Source organism: Bacteroides clarus, assembly GCF_015555825.1.
Lineage (GTDB): Bacteria > Bacteroidota > Bacteroidia > Bacteroidales > Bacteroidaceae > Bacteroides > Bacteroides clarus.
Map to the genome: position 1 here is coordinate 141657 of NZ_JADNLF010000007.1, position 17357 is coordinate 159013.

Annotated in this window: 12 protein-coding genes; 7 read left to right on the forward strand and 5 right to left on the reverse strand. The window is 45.0% G+C overall.

Going from position 1 to position 17357, the window contains the following annotated elements; genetic code table 11:
* Positions 1-43: 43 nt before the first annotated feature.
* On the reverse strand, positions 44-1951 hold the full coding sequence (dxs, locus tag I2F54_RS09675) for a 1-deoxy-D-xylulose-5-phosphate synthase (RefSeq protein WP_195501095.1): 1908 nt from the start codon (positions 1949-1951) through the stop codon (positions 44-46).
* A gap of 169 nt (positions 1952-2120) precedes the next feature.
* On the opposite strand from dxs, the gene I2F54_RS09680 reads away from it, so the two are divergent.
* The 5 genes from I2F54_RS09680 (at position 2121) to I2F54_RS09700 (ending at position 10224) form a co-directional block, all read left to right on the forward strand.
* Complete coding sequence (locus I2F54_RS09680) at positions 2121-3110, forward strand: GSCFA domain-containing protein (RefSeq protein ID WP_195501069.1); 990 nt, start codon at positions 2121-2123, stop codon at positions 3108-3110.
* Entirely contained in the window at positions 3086-5572 is a 2487-nt protein-coding gene (locus tag I2F54_RS09685) for a bifunctional UDP-N-acetylmuramoyl-tripeptide:D-alanyl-D-alanine ligase/alanine racemase (RefSeq protein WP_195501070.1), read from the forward strand. The genes I2F54_RS09680 and I2F54_RS09685 overlap by 25 nt, the downstream gene beginning before the upstream one ends.
* A gap of 133 nt (positions 5573-5705) precedes the next feature.
* Positions 5706-5918 carry a Sec-independent protein translocase subunit TatA/TatB gene (locus I2F54_RS09690; protein WP_021939892.1) on the forward strand — a complete coding sequence of 71 codons (213 nt, stop codon included), beginning with the start codon at positions 5706-5708 and terminating at the stop codon, positions 5916-5918.
* A gap of 62 nt (positions 5919-5980) precedes the next feature.
* Positions 5981-6805, forward strand: a complete 825-nt coding sequence (gene tatC, locus I2F54_RS09695; RefSeq protein ID WP_009123026.1) for a twin-arginine translocase subunit TatC — start codon at positions 5981-5983, stop codon at positions 6803-6805.
* Positions 6802-10224 carry an AAA domain-containing protein gene (locus I2F54_RS09700; RefSeq protein WP_195501071.1) on the forward strand — a complete coding sequence of 1141 codons (3423 nt, stop codon included), beginning with the start codon at positions 6802-6804 and terminating at the stop codon, positions 10222-10224. Before tatC ends, I2F54_RS09700 begins: the two co-directional genes overlap by 4 nt.
* A 296-nt stretch (positions 10225-10520) precedes the next feature.
* On the opposite strand, the gene I2F54_RS09705 is transcribed toward I2F54_RS09700, so the two are convergent.
* From I2F54_RS09705 to I2F54_RS09715, 3 genes are all read right to left on the reverse strand, one after another.
* Complete coding sequence (locus I2F54_RS09705; protein WP_009123028.1) at positions 10521-11963, reverse strand: MFS transporter; 1443 nt, start codon at positions 11961-11963, stop codon at positions 10521-10523.
* A 142-nt stretch (positions 11964-12105) separates the two neighbouring features.
* On the reverse strand, positions 12106-13062 hold the full coding sequence (kduI, locus tag I2F54_RS09710) for a 5-dehydro-4-deoxy-D-glucuronate isomerase (protein WP_009123029.1): 957 nt from the start codon (positions 13060-13062) through the stop codon (positions 12106-12108).
* A gap of 47 nt (positions 13063-13109) precedes the next feature.
* Positions 13110-14483: a PTS galactitol transporter subunit IIC gene (locus I2F54_RS09715; RefSeq protein WP_009123030.1), complete on the reverse strand. Its 1374-nt coding sequence runs from the start codon at positions 14481-14483 to the stop codon at positions 13110-13112.
* Positions 14484-14774: 291 nt separating this feature from the next.
* Here I2F54_RS09715 and I2F54_RS09720 point away from each other — a divergent pair, with 291 nt between their 5' ends.
* Positions 14775-15998, forward strand: coding sequence for a glycoside hydrolase family 88/105 protein (locus I2F54_RS09720; RefSeq protein ID WP_039951076.1), 1224 nt, complete (start codon positions 14775-14777; stop codon positions 15996-15998).
* Positions 15998-16966, forward strand: coding sequence for a pectinesterase family protein (locus I2F54_RS09725; protein ID WP_009123033.1), 969 nt, complete (start codon positions 15998-16000; stop codon positions 16964-16966). Before I2F54_RS09720 ends, I2F54_RS09725 begins: the two co-directional genes overlap by 1 nt.
* A 7-nt stretch (positions 16967-16973) precedes the next feature.
* Here I2F54_RS09725 and I2F54_RS09730 read toward each other — a convergent pair whose 3' ends face one another.
* A complete protein-coding gene (locus I2F54_RS09730) occupies positions 16974-17321 on the reverse strand; it encodes a cupin domain-containing protein (protein WP_009123034.1) in 348 nt (115 codons plus the stop codon).
* Positions 17322-17357 lie beyond the last annotated feature (36 nt).

Consider the following 17357-nt stretch of genomic DNA (forward strand, 5'->3'; position numbering starts at 1 on the left):
TGCGGATGGTTTGCGTAGCGAGCGCAACCCGATTCTTCATTCATCATTCATCATTCTTAATTAATATATTATAGATTCCTTCCTCATCCATTCCGCACAACTGATACAACTCCTGTACCGTACCATGCTCTATAAACGTGTCGGGTACGCCGATGCGCTCTATGTGCGGGGTGTAGCTGTTGTCTGCCATAAATTCCAGTACGGCGCTTCCCATACCGCCTTTTCGCGCACCGTCTTCTATGGTGATGATACGTTTGAAGTTGCGTCCCGCTTCGTGTAACAGTGTTTCGTCCAATGGTTTGAGGAAACGCAGGTCGTAGTGGGCTATGGAGAGTCCTTTCTCTGTTTCCGCCCGTTTGATGGCGCGCGCGGCAATGTTTCCTATCGGACCGAGGGTGATGACCGCAAGGTCTTTCCCGTCTTTCAGTTTCCGACCTTTACCTACGGGGATTTCTTCCAGCGGACATTTCCAGTCCACCAACACGCCACGTCCGCGCGGATAACGGATTACGAACGGACCTTTGTCCGGCAGCTGTGCCGTGTACATCAGGTGACGCAGTTCGTGCTCGTCCATGGGTGAGGATATGGTCAGGTTCGGGATAGGACGGAAATAAGCGAGGTCGTATACGCCATGATGTGTCGGTCCGTCTTCACCTACCAATCCGGCGCGGTCCAGGCAGAGCACTACAGGCAACCGCAGGATGGCAATGTCATGTATCACGTTGTCATAAGCCCGCTGCATGAAGGACGAATATATGTTGCAGAAAGGTTGCAGACCTTCTTTTGCCATACCGCCGGAGAATGTGGCGGCGTGTCCTTCGGCGATGCCTACGTCGAAAGCCCGGTCGGGCATGGCTTGCATCAATATGTTCATGGAACATCCGGTGGGCATGGCGGGCGTCACCCCGACGATTTTCGGATTCTTCTCTGCCAATTCCACTAACGTCTCGCCGAATACGGTTTGGTATAGAGGAGGCAGATTGCTGGTGTCTGCAGTGATGCGCTCTCCGGTTTCGGGGTCGAATTTGCCGGGTGCGTGCCAGATGCCCGGCTCCTTCTCGGCCGGTTCGAAGCCTTTACCCTTTACAGTGTGCAAATGAAGGATTTTAGGTCCTTGCATATCTTTTATATCCCGCAGAATACGGGCCAAGTTCTTTACGTCATGTCCGTTTATCGGACCGAAGTATCGGATGTTCATCCCTTCGAAGATGTTCTGTTGCTGGGCCGCCATTGATTTCAGACTGTTGGAAAAGCGGATTAGCGCTTTACGCCGGTCTTCATTCAGTACGCCCATTTTAAATAACATCTTGGAGGCTTTGAAACGCAGCTGGTTGTAGCGGTTGGAGGTTGTCAGATTGAAAAGGTATTGTTTCATGCCGCCTACACTGCGGTCTATTGCCATGTCGTTGTCGTTAAGGATAATCAACAGATTGTTGGCGGTGGACGAGGCATTGTTCAAGCCCTCAAAAGCCAGTCCGCCACTCATGCTTCCGTCGCCGATGACGGCTACTACATGACGGTCTTTCTCACCTTTTCTGGCTGCGGCAACAGCCATGCCTAAGGCTGCCGAAATGGAGTTTGAAGCATGTCCGCAGGTGAAGGTGTCGTAATCGCTTTCCACTGGAGTGGGGAAGGGGCGTATGCCCTTGAACTTCCGGTTGGTGCAAAAAGACTCGCGACGTCCGGTCAGCATCTTGTGACCATAGGCTTGATGCCCTACGTCCCATACTATACGGTCGTAAGGGGTATTGTAGACGTAATGCAGCGCGACGGTAAGTTCCACTGTACCCAGACTTGCTGCAAAGTGTCCCGGGTTGCACGAAAGTTCTTGAATGATGTCTTGTCTTAATTCTTCACAAACTTCCGGGAGCTGTTCCACGCTTAATTTACGCAGGTCTTCCGGATAGGAAATGGAGTCTAACAAGTTATATGTTGTTGGTTCTGTTTTCATCATTGTACTGAAGATTACAAAATGCAAAAATAGCAAAAGAAAACGGATGGCTGTATCATTTTGTCTGTTTTTTGTTCCGTCGTCCGCCTTTTACGGGATTTTAAAGTTGCAGTTTCCCCGTTTATGGTATTTCTTTGTATCTTTGCAAAGATTTGAATAAAGTTTGTGTATGAACTTCACTACCCCTGTTGAACTCCCTGCCAACCTGCCCCGATTGCGGCACGCGGACCGTTTGTTGCTGCTCGGCTCTTGTTTTGCGACTAATATGGGTACAAGGCTTGCGGATGCTAAATTCTCGTGTGACATCAATCCTTACGGTGTACTTTACAACCCTCTATCCATATCTGCCGCTTTGCGCGAAATCATACTCGGAAAGGTGTACGGAAAGGAAGATCTCTTTTTCTTTCGTGACTGTTGGCACAGCCCCATGCATCACGGGGATTTCTCATCACTGTCAGCAGATGAAACGTTGAAGAAGATAAATGAACGGATTGCCCGCGCACATGAGTGGATTTTTCGTTCGGACTGTTTGTTGTTGACTTTCGGTACATCGTGGGTGTACGAGCAAAAGAATACAGGACGCATCGTAGGAAATTGTCATAAGCTGCCGGGAAAAGAATTTATCCTCCGACGATTGACGGTCGATGAAATCGTATCGGATTATACTTCATTGTTGTCCGGGTTGTTGGCGCGAAATTCCGGACTGAAAGTGATACTTACAGTCAGTCCCATTCGTCATGCGAGGGATGGTATGCACGCCAACCAACTCAGTAAAGCTACCTTGTTGCTGGCTCTAGACAGGCTGCAAGCCGCTTTTCAGGAAAGCGTATTCTATTTTCCCGCCTATGAATTGATTTTGGATGAATTACGCGATTATCGTTTCTATGCTGAAGATATGGTACATCCTTCCGATATGGCTGTACAATATGTGTGGGAGCGTTTTTCGTCTGCGTGTTTCTCGGAGGAGACGTTACAGATAATAGAGGAAAGTGAAAATATCCGTAGAGGATTAGCTCATAAGCCTTTTCACCCGGATTCTGAAGAGTATAAGCGTTTTTTAGGACAAATTGTGTTAAAAATAGACCAACTTAACGGAAAATACCCGTACTTAGACTTCCAAAAGGAGAGAGAATTATGTCATATACGATTGAAGATATAGCCCGAATAATTGGTGCGCGGCGGATAGGCGATACGCCGGCCGCTATTGACTGGCTGCTTACAGATAGCCGTTCCCTGAGTTTCCCGGAGGAAACCTTGTTTTTTGCTTTGACTACCAAACGGAATGACGGAGCACGTTATATCCGTGATTTATATACGCGCGGCGTTCGTAATTTTGTCGTCAGCGAAGAAGGCTTGAAGGAAGTTGAAACGTTCAACTTTCAGTCTTCGACTTTTAACTTATTAGTCGTGCCAAGTCCGCTGAAAGCATTGCAGAAGTTGGCGGAACAACATCGTGATCGCTTTCAAATACCTGTTATCGGCATAACGGGCAGTAATGGAAAAACCATTGTGAAGGAGTGGTTGCATCAGTTGTTGAGTCCGGAGCGTGTAATCACCCGTTCGCCCCGCAGTTACAATTCGCAGATTGGAGTGCCTTTGTCCGTATGGCAGATGAATGGGCAAACGGAGCTTGCCATATTGGAGGCGGGCATTTCGGAACCGGGAGAAATGCGTGCCTTGCAGAATATTATCAAACCTACAATCGGTATCCTGACAAATATAGGAGGCGCGCATCAGGAGAATTTCTTCTCTTTGCAGGAGAAATGTATGGAGAAGCTGGCGCTCTTTAAGAATTGCGATGTGGTGATTTATAACGGTGACGACGAGTTTATCAATAACTGCGTGGGCAAATCCATGCTTTCCGCCCGTGAGATAGCATGGAGCAGGAAAGATATGGAGCGTCCGTTATATATAAGTAAGGTGGAAAAGCAAGAGGATTCCACTGTTGTTTCTTATCGTTATCTGGATATGGACAATACATTTACACTGCCGTTCATTGATGATGCTTCTATCGAGAATTCGTTGAATTGTTTGGCGGCCTGTCTGTATCTGATGCTGCCTGCCGAACAGATTACGGAGCGTATGGCAAAACTGGAACCGATAGCGATGCGCCTGGAGGTGAAAGAGGGCAAAAACGGGTGCTTGCTTATAAACGACAGTTACAATTCTGACCTCGGTTCGCTGGATATAGCGCTTGATTTCTTGTATCGCCGCTCACAGAGCAAGGGCTTGAAACGGACACTGATTCTTTCGGATATACTGGAGACGGGACAGAATACGCCTACTCTTTACCGGCAGGTGGCGCAATTGGTAAACAGCCGGGGAATAGAACGTATTATCGGTGTGGGAAATGAAATATCTTCGTGTGCCGCACGGTTTAATATCGAGAAAGCTTTTTATCCGGATACGGCTGCGCTGACTGAAGCCATTGGAAAAGGCGAACTCCGCTTGGAGAATGAAATAATCCTGATTAAAGGTGCGCGCAAGTTCGGCTTTGATGAGTTGACGGAGGTTCTGGAGAAGAAGGTGCATGAAACGATATTGGAGGTGAATCTCGGTGCGATGATTGCCAATTTGAATTATTATCGCGGTAAACTGAGGCCTGAAACAAAAATGGTATGTATGGTGAAGGCTTCCGCTTATGGCGCAGGATCGTATGAGATTGCCAAAACCTTGCAGGAACATCATGCGGATTACTTGGCTGTTGCCGTTGCCGATGAAGGTTCGGACTTGCGCAAGGCGGGAATTACGGCAAGCATCATCATTATGAATCCGGAAATGACGGCATTCAAGACGATGTTCGATTATAAACTGGAACCGGAAGTTTACAGCTTCCACTTACTGGAGGCGTTGATTAAGGAAGCCGAGAAAGAAGGTATCACCAATTTCCCCATTCATGTAAAGCTGGATACCGGTATGCACCGGTTGGGGTTCGCTCCGGATGATATGCCCCTGCTTATAGAACGTCTGAAAGGACAGAATGCAGTCATTCCCCGTTCGGTATTCTCCCATTTTGTAGGAAGCGACGCTCCGCAGTTCGATGCCTTTACACGCAGACAGATAGAGATTTTTGAGAAGGCATCCATGCAGTTGCAGGAGGCGTTTCCGCATAAAATACTTCGCCATATCTGCAATTCGGCAGGTATAGAGCGTTTTCCGGGAGCACAGTTTGATATGGTACGATTGGGAATCGGGCTGTATGGTGTCAGTCCGATAGATAATTCTATAATGAATAATGTCAGTACGCTGAAGACTACTATTCTGCAAATACGTGATGTACCCGAAGAAGATACGGTGGGATATAGCCGTAAGGGACATTTAGTGCGCCCTTCCCGTATTGCAGCCATTCCTATCGGTTATGCCGACGGATTGAACAGGCATTTAGGTAACGGTCACGCCTATTGTCTGGTGAACGGGCAGCGTGCTCCTTATGTGGGGAATATTTGTATGGATGTCTGCATGATTGACGTTACGGATATTGATTGTAAAGAAGGTGACAGTGTGGAAATCTTCGGAGATCATCTTCCTATAACCGTTCTTTCCGATGTGCTTGGTACCATTCCATACGAAGTGCTGACAAGTGTTTCGACACGTGTGAAGAGAGTATATTATCAGGACTGAGAAGAAGTATGAAGTATAAGGTCTAAAATATTTCAACACTTACTATAATGAGTTACACTTTATACTTTATACTTTATACTTCATATTTCATAAATCTTCTTATCTTTGCAATCAAATTTAATCCGATATGACTATGACAAACTTACTTTTATTAGGTTTCCTGCCCAGCGGTTCCGAATGGATTATTATCGCACTGGTTATCTTGCTGTTGTTTGGCGGTAAAAAAATCCCAGAATTGATGCGTGGCTTGGGTAAAGGCGTAAAGAGCTTCAAAGAAGGTGTGAATGAGGCTAAAGACGAAATCAATAAAGCCAAGGAAGAGGTAGATAAACCTGCAGATAAGTAATGAGGCGATAACGTGATGGAGTGATATCCTATCATCTTATCATCCTATCACTGTTTATAATCATGGCAGATAAAGAATTAACCTTTTGGGACCATTTGGATGAGCTGCGCCGGGTGCTGTTTCGCGTTCTCGGCGTATGGTTTGTATTGGCTGTGGGTTATTTCATTGCAATGCCTTATCTATTTGATAATGTAGTGTTGGCTCCTTGCCATAATGATTTCATTTTCTATGATTTGTTGCGTTATATCGGTAATAAATTCGACTTGCACGATGAGTTCTTTACGCAAGAGTTTCAAATAAAACTGATAAATATTAATCTGGCCGCACCATTTTTTATCCATATATCTACGGCTTTCTGGATGTCGGTAGTGACGGCTGCACCGTATATATTCTTCGAAATATGGCGGTTCATCAGCCCCGCGCTCTATCCGGGTGAACGCAGGGGGGTACAGAAGGCGCTCGGCTTAGGTACGGTGATGTTCTTTGTCGGAGTGTTGCTGGGGTATTTCATGGTTTATCCGCTTACATTACGTTTTCTCTCCACTTATCAGCTCAGTGCGGCGATAGAGAATCAGATTTCTCTCAATTCGTACATCGATAACTTTATGATGCTGGTACTCTGTATGGGGCTTGCCTTTGAACTTCCGCTGGTGACGTGGCTGCTTTCGTTATTGGGGCTGGTACATAAAACATTCTTACGCAAGTATCGCCGTCACGCAGTGGTAATCATCGTTATTGCCGCTGCTGTCATAACACCTACGGGCGACCCGTTTACGCTGACCGTAGTTGCTGTTCCGCTTTATCTTCTTTATGAAATGAGTATCCTGATGATTAAGGATAAGAAAACCGATGAGACCGAAGAGATAGTAGAGACGGAAGAGGAATGAACGCTGAAATAAAGGAATATTTTCATTTATTGAAGGAAGTATGCCGTGCGGAATATCCTTCTTTGGGAATTGCTTACCGTCAATTGAGGGGATTGCTTGAACATTTGTGCCGTACGCAAATGACGGATAGTAGCCTGCAAATGACAGACCTCTCCGCCCGTATCAATTTTGTATCTTCCAAACTCGGACTGACTGTTACGGAGCAAAACCGCCTGCATACTTTCCGGCTTACTTCTAATGCAGTTCTCAATCATCGGACAATTCCTTCTCGGGACGAACTGTTGCGTGATGCCAAGACTTTATCTTTCTTTATAAAACGTTTGACGGGTAAAGATATTCCGACCGGGTTGTATCGCCTGTTACCGCAAGCCGATGCTACGTATATTGCAGCTCCTATGGCAAAGGAGCGAGTACGACGTATGCGTGTCAGTTTTCAGTATGCCGATACGGATTATCTATATGTCCTGCCGGTAGATACTGTGGCGGATGAACCGCTACGTGTACGTTACAATGTGCCTCAAGTTAATGATGAGTTTGCCGAAACATGTGGTTTGCTGTGGCGGCATGCCCAGATTAATTTACTGGATGTGGCTGTAGATGAGTCTGGTACTCTTACGCCTTCTTTTATTATTCTGGAACCTGACTATCTGCTCGACATCAGTTCGCTGGCAGAGTGTTTCAGAGAATACGGACATCATCCGGCAAACTATATGCTGGCGAGATTGCAGGCACCCGATAATACCCGTCCGCTTCTATTGGGTAATATCGCCAACCTCTTTTTAGATGAATGGATTCATGCGGAAAGTGAGCCCGACTATTTGGCATGCATGAAAAAAGCGTTCCGTTCGTATCCCATTGAGCTGGCTGCTTGCGCTGATTTGCGCGACCGCGAAAAGGAACGTGAGTTTTTTGCCGATTGCAGACGGCATTTTGACAATATTCGGCAGACTGTTACGGAAACTTTCCGGGATTCGGGCTACGAACTGGATAAAACGGACGCTGTACTGGAACCGTCTTATATTTGTGAGGCATTAGGCCTGCAAGGACGTTTGGACTATATGCAACGTGATATGTCGTCTTTCATCGAAATGAAGTCGGGTAAAGCGGATGAATATACTATACGGGGCAAGATAGAACCCAAAGAGAATAATAAGGTACAGATGTTACTGTATCAGGCTGTCTTGGAGTATGCTATGGGAAAGGATCACCGTCGGGTGAAATCGTATTTGCTTTATACGCGTTATCCGTTGCTTTATCCGGCACGTCCTTCATGGGCGATGTTACGTCGGGTAATGGATGTCCGAAACCGTATCGTGGCGAACGAATATGGTATTCAGTTGCGTAATACCCCGCAATATACGGCAGAGCGCTTGCGTGATATTAATCCTGAAACCTTGAACGAACGGCAACTGGATAATATATTGTGGAAGCGTTATTTATATCCTTCCATTGATGCAGTGACGCAAAAGCTTCATGCGCTGTCACCGTTGGAACAGTCGTATTTTTATGCCTTGTACAATTTTATAACCAAAGAACTCTACACTTCAAAATCCGGTGATATAGAGTATGAAGGACGTGCCGGCGCAGCCGCTTTATGGCTTGCTACTTTGGAGGAGAAAAACGAGAACGGGGAGATTTTATATGATTTGGTGATACGGCAGAATTGTGCGGCGGATATTCACAAACCCTATTTGTTATTGGAACGTACGCATACGGATACCGGTACTTTGCCTAATTTTAGGCAAGGAGATGCTATTGTTCTGTACGAACGGAATATCAGTGAAGATAATGTTACCAACAAGATGGTGTTTAAGGGAAATATCGAGACGATTTCCGATTCTGATATTCGAGTCAGACTTCGTGCTGCACAACAGAATGTCGAGGTTCTGCCAATGAATAGCCGCTATGCAATAGAGCATGATTATATGGATACCTCTTTTCGTTGTATGTATTGGGGATTGTCCGCTTTCTTATCTGCTACGAAAGACCGTCGGGATTTATTGCTGAATCGGCGTGAGCCGGAATTCGATAGCGCTTTTAATGGTGCCATAGCAGCTGCTGACAATGACTTTGTGCGTATTACCTTGAAAGCGCAGGCTGCTAAAGATTATTTCTTGCTGATAGGCCCGCCGGGTACCGGTAAGACCTCTCGTGCTTTGCGTAGTATGGTGGAAACCTTTTATCGGGAAGGTAAGGAAATTCTGTTACTTTCATATACCAATCGGGCAGTGGATGAGATATGTAAAATGCTGACAGCTATTACACCGGAAGTCGATTTTATACGTATCGGCAGTGAACTTTCCTGTGATGAGGTTTACCGTCCGCATTTGATAGAGAATATGTTGGAGAGTTGTTCTACCCGCCGTGAAGTGCAGGAGCGCATGGCACGTTGCCGGATTTTTGTGGGGACGGTCGCTACGCTCTCCGCCAAGACCGAACTGTTCCGTTTAAAGACTTTTGATGTAGCCCTGATAGATGAGGCCACTCAAATCTTGGAACCGCAACTGTTGGGACTGTTGTGCATGCGTAGCGTTGCCGGTGGGAATGCTATCGGAAAGTTTGTTTTGATAGGCGACCATAAACAGCTTCCGGCCGTAGTACTTCAATCATCGGAACAGTCGGAAGTTCAGGATGAAAGTTTACGGGCTATCGGTTTGTGTAATTTAAAGGACTCTCTTTTTGAACGCCTTTATCGGAATGCCATTAAGCAACCTTTGGCCTGTGGAGAAGAAACCTCAACTTTCAACTCTCAACTTTCCGCTTTCAACTCCTTTGATATTCTTTGTCGTCAAGGGCGTATGAATGTGGAAGTTGCCGCCTTTCCGAACCATGCTTTCTATGGCGGATTACTACAACCGGTAGGGCTGGAGCATCAAACAGGTACTATTGAGCTGTCTCCGGAGCTCTCTACTAATGAATTTGCTGCTTTGCTGACACGTCGTGTCGCTTTCATTCCGTCTACTCCGGAGCAGCCTATGCAGTCGGCAAAAATCAATCATTCGGAAGCGAAGATTGTGGCCCGATTGGCTGCTGCTGTCTATCGACAATATATTTTTGCCACGGGTTGTTTCAATACCGCTTCCACTTTGGGAATAATAACCCCTTATCGTAGCCAAATAGCTTTGATAAAGAAAGAAATCGCAGATTTGGGAATTAAAGAACTGAATGATGTTCTGATAGATACGGTGGAACGATTTCAAGGAAGCGAGCGTGATGTCATCATTTATTCTTTCTGTGTGAACAGAGTATCCCAGTTGAAACTTCTCGCTAATCTGACAGAAGAGAACGGGGTACAAATAGACCGTAAACTTAATGTAGCTTTGACCAGAGCCCGTAAACAGATGTTCATAACCGGAGTTCCCCAATTGTTGAAGCAGAATTCAATCTATTCCCGATTATTGCAAAGTTGTGAATCATAAGGACTAAAACTGTGCTTTTTCTCATGGCCCGTTATCAGTTCTTCATTTAATAAATCTTAAATATTTTCTTTCTCTTTATATACTTTATTAATAACAAGGTGTTTAATAAAGCTTTATATTTGCAGCACGTTTTTTTCATAGAGATTTAGATTTAAGGTTAGAAGAATTGTGGAAGTCGTGAGACTTCCCTTTTTTTAATCTTTAAGATTGCCCTCACTATTATAATTTGCAGTAGAGGGCAAAAAAAAGCTCTTTCATGTGAAAGAGCTTTTTTGTATCTATATATTTTCTTCGTATCAGTTCAGTACGATAGGCTTGTACTTCGGGACTAATGCTTTCATAATACACCATCCGATCAGGTATGCTACAGCGCATACACAGAAGATAACGAAATATCCGGCAGGTTTTCCTTCAAAGCCCATAAATGCCATATTGGTTTCTCCGGCATAAACGAAAAGTTCGCCGGCAACGTATTGAAGTACCATACAACCTATGCCACCTGCCATGCCACCGATACCGGTAACCGTTGCAATAGCGGTTTTCGGGAACATATCGCCTACGGTAGAGAAAATATTAGCCGACCATGACTGGTGAGCTGCACCACCGATACCAATCAATATAACCGGGAACCAGGGAGAGATAGTACCCAAAGGCTGTGCCAGCAATACCAACAGAGGGAAGAAAGCAAAAATCAACATGGCGCGCATACGTGCCGCATAAGGATTCAGACCTGTTTTCTTGATAATGATAGTAGGTAGTTTTCCGCCGTAAATTGAGAGCATCGTGATAGCATACAATGTGAAAATCAAAGCTATACCCAAGCCATCGGAAGTTTTGATACCGAACTGCGTGTTCAGATAGGAAGGAGTCCAGAAAAGGAAGAACCACCATACACCGTCAGTCATAAATTTACCAATGGCAAATGCCCAAGTCTGTTTATAGCTGAAACACTGCAGGAAACTCATTTTCTTTTCTTCTGTTTGCGGTACCGCGTTTCCTTCTTCTTCATAATTATCTTGTTCAATGTACTCTAATTCAGCCTTGTTCACATGTTTACTCTTAGCCGGCGCTGTGTACATAAATATCCAGAAACCCATCCAGATGAAACCAAGCACACCGATTACGATAAATGCCATTTCCCAACCCCAGGCTTTTGCCAGCAAAGGAATAGAGAGAGGTGCGATCAAAGCTCCGATTGACGCGCCTGCATTGAAGATGGAAGTTGCGTACGCACGGTCTTTTTTAGGGAAGTACTCAGCCGTAACTTTGATGGCTGCGGGGAAGTTTCCTGCTTCTCCCAATGCGAGTACGCATCGTGCTGCAAGGAAACAGTACATACTGATTGTAGCAATGGTTACAACTACATCACCTGTGGCGCCCATTAATTCGGCCGCGCTGTGCAGCCCTACGAAATGTTCTGTGATAATACCGCAGAAAGCGTGGAGACAAGCTCCTAAAGACCATATGCCGATAGCCCATAAATATCCTTTTTTAGACCCCATCCAGTCTACAAAACGGCCTGCGAACAACATGCAAGCTGCATATACAAATGAAAAGACTGCTGTAATTGTACCGTAATGTGATTCGTCCCAGTGAAATTCCGGTTTGATAAATTCATCCCAGGTAAGTGATAATACCTGGCGGTCGAGATAGTTAACTGTTGTCGCAAAGAATAACATGGCGCAAATGGTCCAACGATAATTGGACATCTTGCCCAGTGTGTTCTGAATTGTACTCATGATAATAGATTTATTATTTAATGTTGCAAAAATACGCGTTCTCGTGTTATGTGTGTGTGTAATATTTGGTAGAAATCATGGAGAAAATGACAAAAATAGGCATAGTTGCGAACAACCATGCCTATTTCCTTGTCTACGGATATTATTTCATATCTGTGTATTTGATTTCATCTTTATCACTATACTTCAGGTTTTCACCTCCCATACCCCAAATGAAAGTATAGTTGCTGGTACCTGCGGCAGCGTGGATGCTCCATTCAGGAGAAGTGATGGCCTGCTCATTGTGCAACCAAACGAGGCGTTCTTCTTGAGGTTCACCCATTAAGTGGCAGATTGCATTTCCCGGAGCCAGGTTGAAGTAATAATATGCTTCCATGCGGCGTGTGTGAGTATGAGCAGGCATAGTATTCCATACAGAACCCGGAGCAAGTTCGGTAAGTCCCATCTGTAATTGGTTTGTACCGCCGTCTTTTACTCTTTCCAAAACATCTTTTACAATCAGCTGGTTTACGATACGGTCGTTGCTGTCCTCCATTTTTCCGTAATGGTCGGAGATACCCAGAGCATATTTCTTAGGATTGGCTTTTTGAAGTTTGGCATCGGTTGTAATCAACTGAGTAACGTACGGTTTGTAAGCCGGAGCCGAGTTGATATAAAATTTAGCAGGGTTGGCGGCATCGTTGCTTTTGAAAGTAACTTCTTTGTTACCGCAACCTACATAAAGCGCTTCTTTATATTTCATTGGGTATTCTTTACCGTCTACGGTAACTACTCCGTCACCACCGGTATTGATAACACCCAGTTCGCGGCGTTCAAGGAAGTAAGTGATTTCAGGACCCAGTTCACGGAAGGTTTCCAGTTTCAAAACTTTATTTACAGGCATTGCACCTCCGTAAATCAAACGGTCATAGAGAGTATAAGTAACGTTGATTTCATCCGGAGCCATTACTTTACTCATCATAAAGGCGCTACGAAGACGTTCTGTATCATAGTGCTTTACGTCCAACGGATGGCAGGCAGTCTGCACAGTGTAATTTACTTGGGCGGAAGCCGTAATTGCGGCGGCACCCAACATCAGGGCAATTGCTAATTTTTTCATGTCTGATATAAACTTTAAATATTAATATGCTGTGATTGAATTTTCTTTTATTTAGCACTTGCTTGGGCTTCTTTTTCGCTACGGATGATGATGCGGCGGTTGATAAGCATCATGGCGATTGCTATCACAACCAGAATTGCAGCACCTGCATACGAGAGTTTTATACCTCTGTATATGGTCCAACCGAAGAAAGAAGCGGCAAAGTCAATGGCTCCACCATCGAAACCTTCGGGAATGTGTGCCGTAGGATCGTGTGTTTCGGCATATACCTGATTGGCGGCCAATGTGAAGTCGGGCGCCATGTCCGTTACGAAGTACAGACCCAATATCAAAGTAATAAGACCGATGATGAGAGTTTTTAACACATTACCTTTGGTAAAGGGCAATATCATGGGGAACAAGTAGAACATACCTGCAAGTGAAGCCAATGGCAGGAACTGGTTACCCGGCAGGAATACGGCAAGCGCCAGAATAACGGGAATCAGGATAACCGACGCCACCAGTGTAGCGGGGTGACCGATAACCAATGCAGGACTCATACCGATATGTACTTTCTTACCGTTGAATTTGGCTTTTACCAGTTCCGAAGTCTTTTCGGAGATAGGTTTCAATCCTTCGATAAACAGAGAAGTGATGCGGGGAATAAGTTCCATTACGGCTCCCATCGTAATACCCAGGAAGAGTACTTTCTTGATGTCGAGCTGTGCAGCCCAACCTATCAGCATGCCTACGATAACTCCCAATACCAACGGTTCGCCTATTACGCCGAACTTTTTCTTCATGCCTTCTGCATCGATTTCCAGTTTGGAGAAACCGGGGATTTTGTCTAACGCCTTGTTGATAAGTATGGCAAACGGTGTAAAGCTCTGGCAGAAAGGTTGAGGAATGGAGATTCCGTCCAAATCATAGAACTTTTGGAATTTTTCTGCAGTGAGGTCTGCGCAAACCAGTGTAATAACATAGCAGATGATGGCTGCGAAGTAACCCCATGCCAAGTTTTGGCCGGTAACAAAATAGGCCACAGCGCCGATGAAAGCGAAATGCCAGTAGTTCCACAAGTCTATGTTTACCGTACGTGTGGTCTTAGTGATAAGCATCAGGAAATTAACGCCTAAGCAGATAGGAATGATGAGTGCACCAACGGCGGTATTGTAAGCTACGGCGGCGGCTGCAGGCCATCCCATGTCGAATACATTCAGTTGCAGGTGATACAAATCGGATATGGCTTTCAAGGGAGTGTCAAAGTTTGTTGTCAGCAGGGCGGTGACTACACCCAAACCTACGAATCCGACTCCGACGAAGAGACCTGATTTCAGAGCCTTTCCAAATTTCATTCCGATGCACATGCCTATGATTGTAAAAATAATAGGCATCATTACAGACGCTCCCAAAGCGATGATGTAACCGAAAACTTGTTCCATTCTTTTGTGATTTAATTGATAAATGATTATGTTTTACAATAGTATGAATTGAAAATCGGGGTCAAAAATAAGACCTTTTCCCAATTAATCAAACTGTAAAGGCATAATAAATAGTAAATAAGGATGATTTTGGACAAATTTGTCGTTATCGTGCACAATTTTGTTTGTTTCCGTACACGAAAATCAAAAAATACACCCTCTGCGCCAAAAAGTGCACAGGTGTTTGAAAAGAAACCTCTACTTTTGTTTCGTGAAAAATTATAAGGTCTAATACCAAAAAAGAACAACTTCATGAAAAAGAACTCTATTTGTAATTTTATTGTATCCGGTTTATTGTTGTTTTCTCCTTTGAGTATGTTTGCGCAGGGTGTAAGCACAAACCTGCCGTGGTCGGTACGTATGGTGGAATCCGAAATGATTCGCTGCCCGGAATCCTGGCAACTGGATTTTCAGCCGAAGCTGAAATGGGACTATTGCCACGGTCTGGAGCTGCAATCTATGCTGGATGTATATGACCGTTACGGTGATCAGAAAATCTATGATTATGCATTGGCCTATGCCGATACAATGGTAAATGCCGACGGAACTATCAAAATGTACAAACGTGAAGAATACAGCCTTGACCGTATAAACTCCGGTAAATTTATGTTCCGTATCTACGAACAGACAAAGGATGAGAAATACAAGAAAGCGCTTGCTTTGATGAGAAGCCAGCTCGATGAGCATCCCCGAAATGCCGACGGAGGTTTTTGGCATAAGAAGATTTACCCGAACCAAGTATGGCTGGACGGTATTTATATGGGAGCTCCTTTCTATGCGGAATATGCTTTCCGTAACAATCGGGTAAATGATTATGCCGATGTTATCAATCAATTCCTGATGGCTGCGCGCCATACTTACGACCCGAAGAACGATGTTTATCGTCATGCTTGCGACGTAAGCCGCAAAGAGCGTTGGGCAGATCCGGTTACCGGACAATCCAAACATAGCTGGGGACGTGCTATGGGCTGGTACGCTATGGCATTTGTCGATGCTTTGGATTTTATTCCGGAACATGAAGCGGGACGTGACTCCATGTTGATTATCTTCAATAAAATAGCTTCTCAGATAAAACGTCTGCAAGATTCCAAGACCGGTTTGTGGTATCAGGTATTGGACAAGAGCGGGGCCCCGGGCAATTATCTGGAATCTTCCTGCTCTACCATGTTTGTATATTCCCTGTTTAAGGGCGTACGTAAGGGATATATCGATAAATCCTATCTGGAAGTGGCTGTTAAAGGATATAAAGGCATTCTTGATAACTTTATAGAAGTGGATAAGAACGGTGTGGTAAGTATCACAAAAGCTTGTGCCGTAGCCGGTCTTGGTGGAAAAGTGTATCGTTCGGGCGATTATGATTATTACATCAATGAAACAATCCGCAACAACGATCCTAAAGCCGTGGGTCCGTTTATTCTTGCATCATTGGAGTGGGAACGTCTTCAGGACGTGAAAGCAATCGTTAATCAGAAGTGATGATGAAAGTTACTGTGAAAACATTGTGTTGCTTTGTGATGACTTTGCTGTGCGGAATCGGTTCTTTATCTGCGGCACAGCAATGGAAAGACACGATTGTGGTTGCACGTGACGGTACGGGAGATTACCGTACGCTGACCGAAGCGATGGAAGGTATCCGTGCTTTCATGGATTATAAGGTGACGGTATTGGTTAAAAAGGGAGTATACAAAGAAAAGGTCGTTCTTCCTTCCTGGCTGGAAAACGTCGATTTTATCGGTGAGAATGTAGAGAATACGATTATTACCTATGACGACCATGCCAATATAAACAAGATGGGTACTTTTCGTACCTATACTTTAAAAGTGGAGGGAAGTTCCATTACTTTTAGGAACTTGACGATAGAGAATAACGCCGCACGATTGGGGCAGGCTGTTGCGCTTCATACGGAAGGCGACCGTCTGGTCTTTATCAATTGCCGTTTTCTGGGAAACCAGGATACCGTTTACACCGGTGCGAAAGGTACCCGTCTCTATTTTCTGAATTGTTATATCGAGGGTACTACCGATTTCATCTTTGGTCCTTCTACCGCATTATTCAAGGATTGCATTATTCATAGTAAATCCAATTCATACATAACGGCCGCCTCTACTCCAAAGGAGATTGAAGTGGGTTATGTGTTTAAGAATTGCAGACTGACTGCTGCTCCGGGCGTCGATAAGGTTTATTTGGGACGTCCGTGGCGCCCGTATGCGGCTACCGTATTTATCAACTGTGAATTGGGCAGGCATATTTGTCCGGCAGGCTGGAATAATTGGCGTAATCCCGAAAATGAGAAGACAGCCCGCTATGCCGAATTCGGCAATACGGGAGAGGGAGCTGATGATACCAACCGGGTGAAATGGATAAAGCGGCTGACCCAAAAGGATGTTGCAAAGTATGAAGATATGAGCTACCTTTTCAAGATATGCAGTGAGTGGAAACCGTAAGCTAAACTTACGGTTTCAGAAAGTCCGCTCTCATGGGGCTGAAACAGTCGATTAATATACCGGCTTCCAGACAAGTGCATCCGTGTTCGGCGTCCGGTTCAATGTAAACTCCGTCGCCTGCCGACACGATTTGTTTTTCACCATTAACGGTGAATTCAAATTTGCCGCTTGCCACATAAGTTGTCTGGGTATGATAATGGGTGTGCGGTGTGCCTACGGCGCCTTGCTCAAATTTAACCTTAACGAGCATTACCTGACCGTCATACCCCAAAATCTGACGAACAACGCCTTCACCGGCGGGTTCCCATACTTTCTCGTTTTCGAGAACGAATGTATTGCTTCTAGTCTTTTTCATTGTGTGGAAGATATTTTATTTTGGCAAATATACGAT

Bases quoted from the DNA above. Each gene is read 5' to 3' on its own strand.
- dxs (WP_195501095.1), bottom strand. From the start codon at position 1,951: ATGAAAACAGAACCAACAACATATAACTTGTTAGACTCCATTTCCTAT.
- I2F54_RS09680 (WP_195501069.1), top strand. From the start codon at position 2,121: ATGAACTTCACTACCCCTGTTGAACTCCCTGCCAACCTGCCCCGATTG.
- I2F54_RS09685 (WP_195501070.1), top strand. From the start codon at position 3,086: ATGTCATATACGATTGAAGATATAGCCCGAATAATTGGTGCGCGGCGG.
- I2F54_RS09690 (WP_021939892.1), top strand. From the start codon at position 5,706: ATGACAAACTTACTTTTATTAGGTTTCCTGCCCAGCGGTTCCGAATGG.
- tatC (WP_009123026.1), top strand. From the start codon at position 5,981: ATGGCAGATAAAGAATTAACCTTTTGGGACCATTTGGATGAGCTGCGC.
- I2F54_RS09700 (WP_195501071.1), top strand. From the start codon at position 6,802: ATGAACGCTGAAATAAAGGAATATTTTCATTTATTGAAGGAAGTATGC.
- I2F54_RS09705 (WP_009123028.1), bottom strand. From the start codon at position 11,963: ATGAGTACAATTCAGAACACACTGGGCAAGATGTCCAATTATCGTTGG.
- kduI (WP_009123029.1), bottom strand. From the start codon at position 13,062: ATGAAAAAATTAGCAATTGCCCTGATGTTGGGTGCCGCCGCAATTACG.
- I2F54_RS09715 (WP_009123030.1), bottom strand. From the start codon at position 14,483: ATGGAACAAGTTTTCGGTTACATCATCGCTTTGGGAGCGTCTGTAATG.
- I2F54_RS09720 (WP_039951076.1), top strand. From the start codon at position 14,775: ATGAAAAAGAACTCTATTTGTAATTTTATTGTATCCGGTTTATTGTTG.
- I2F54_RS09725 (WP_009123033.1), top strand. From the start codon at position 15,998: ATGATGAAAGTTACTGTGAAAACATTGTGTTGCTTTGTGATGACTTTG.
- I2F54_RS09730 (WP_009123034.1), bottom strand. From the start codon at position 17,321: ATGAAAAAGACTAGAAGCAATACATTCGTTCTCGAAAACGAGAAAGTA.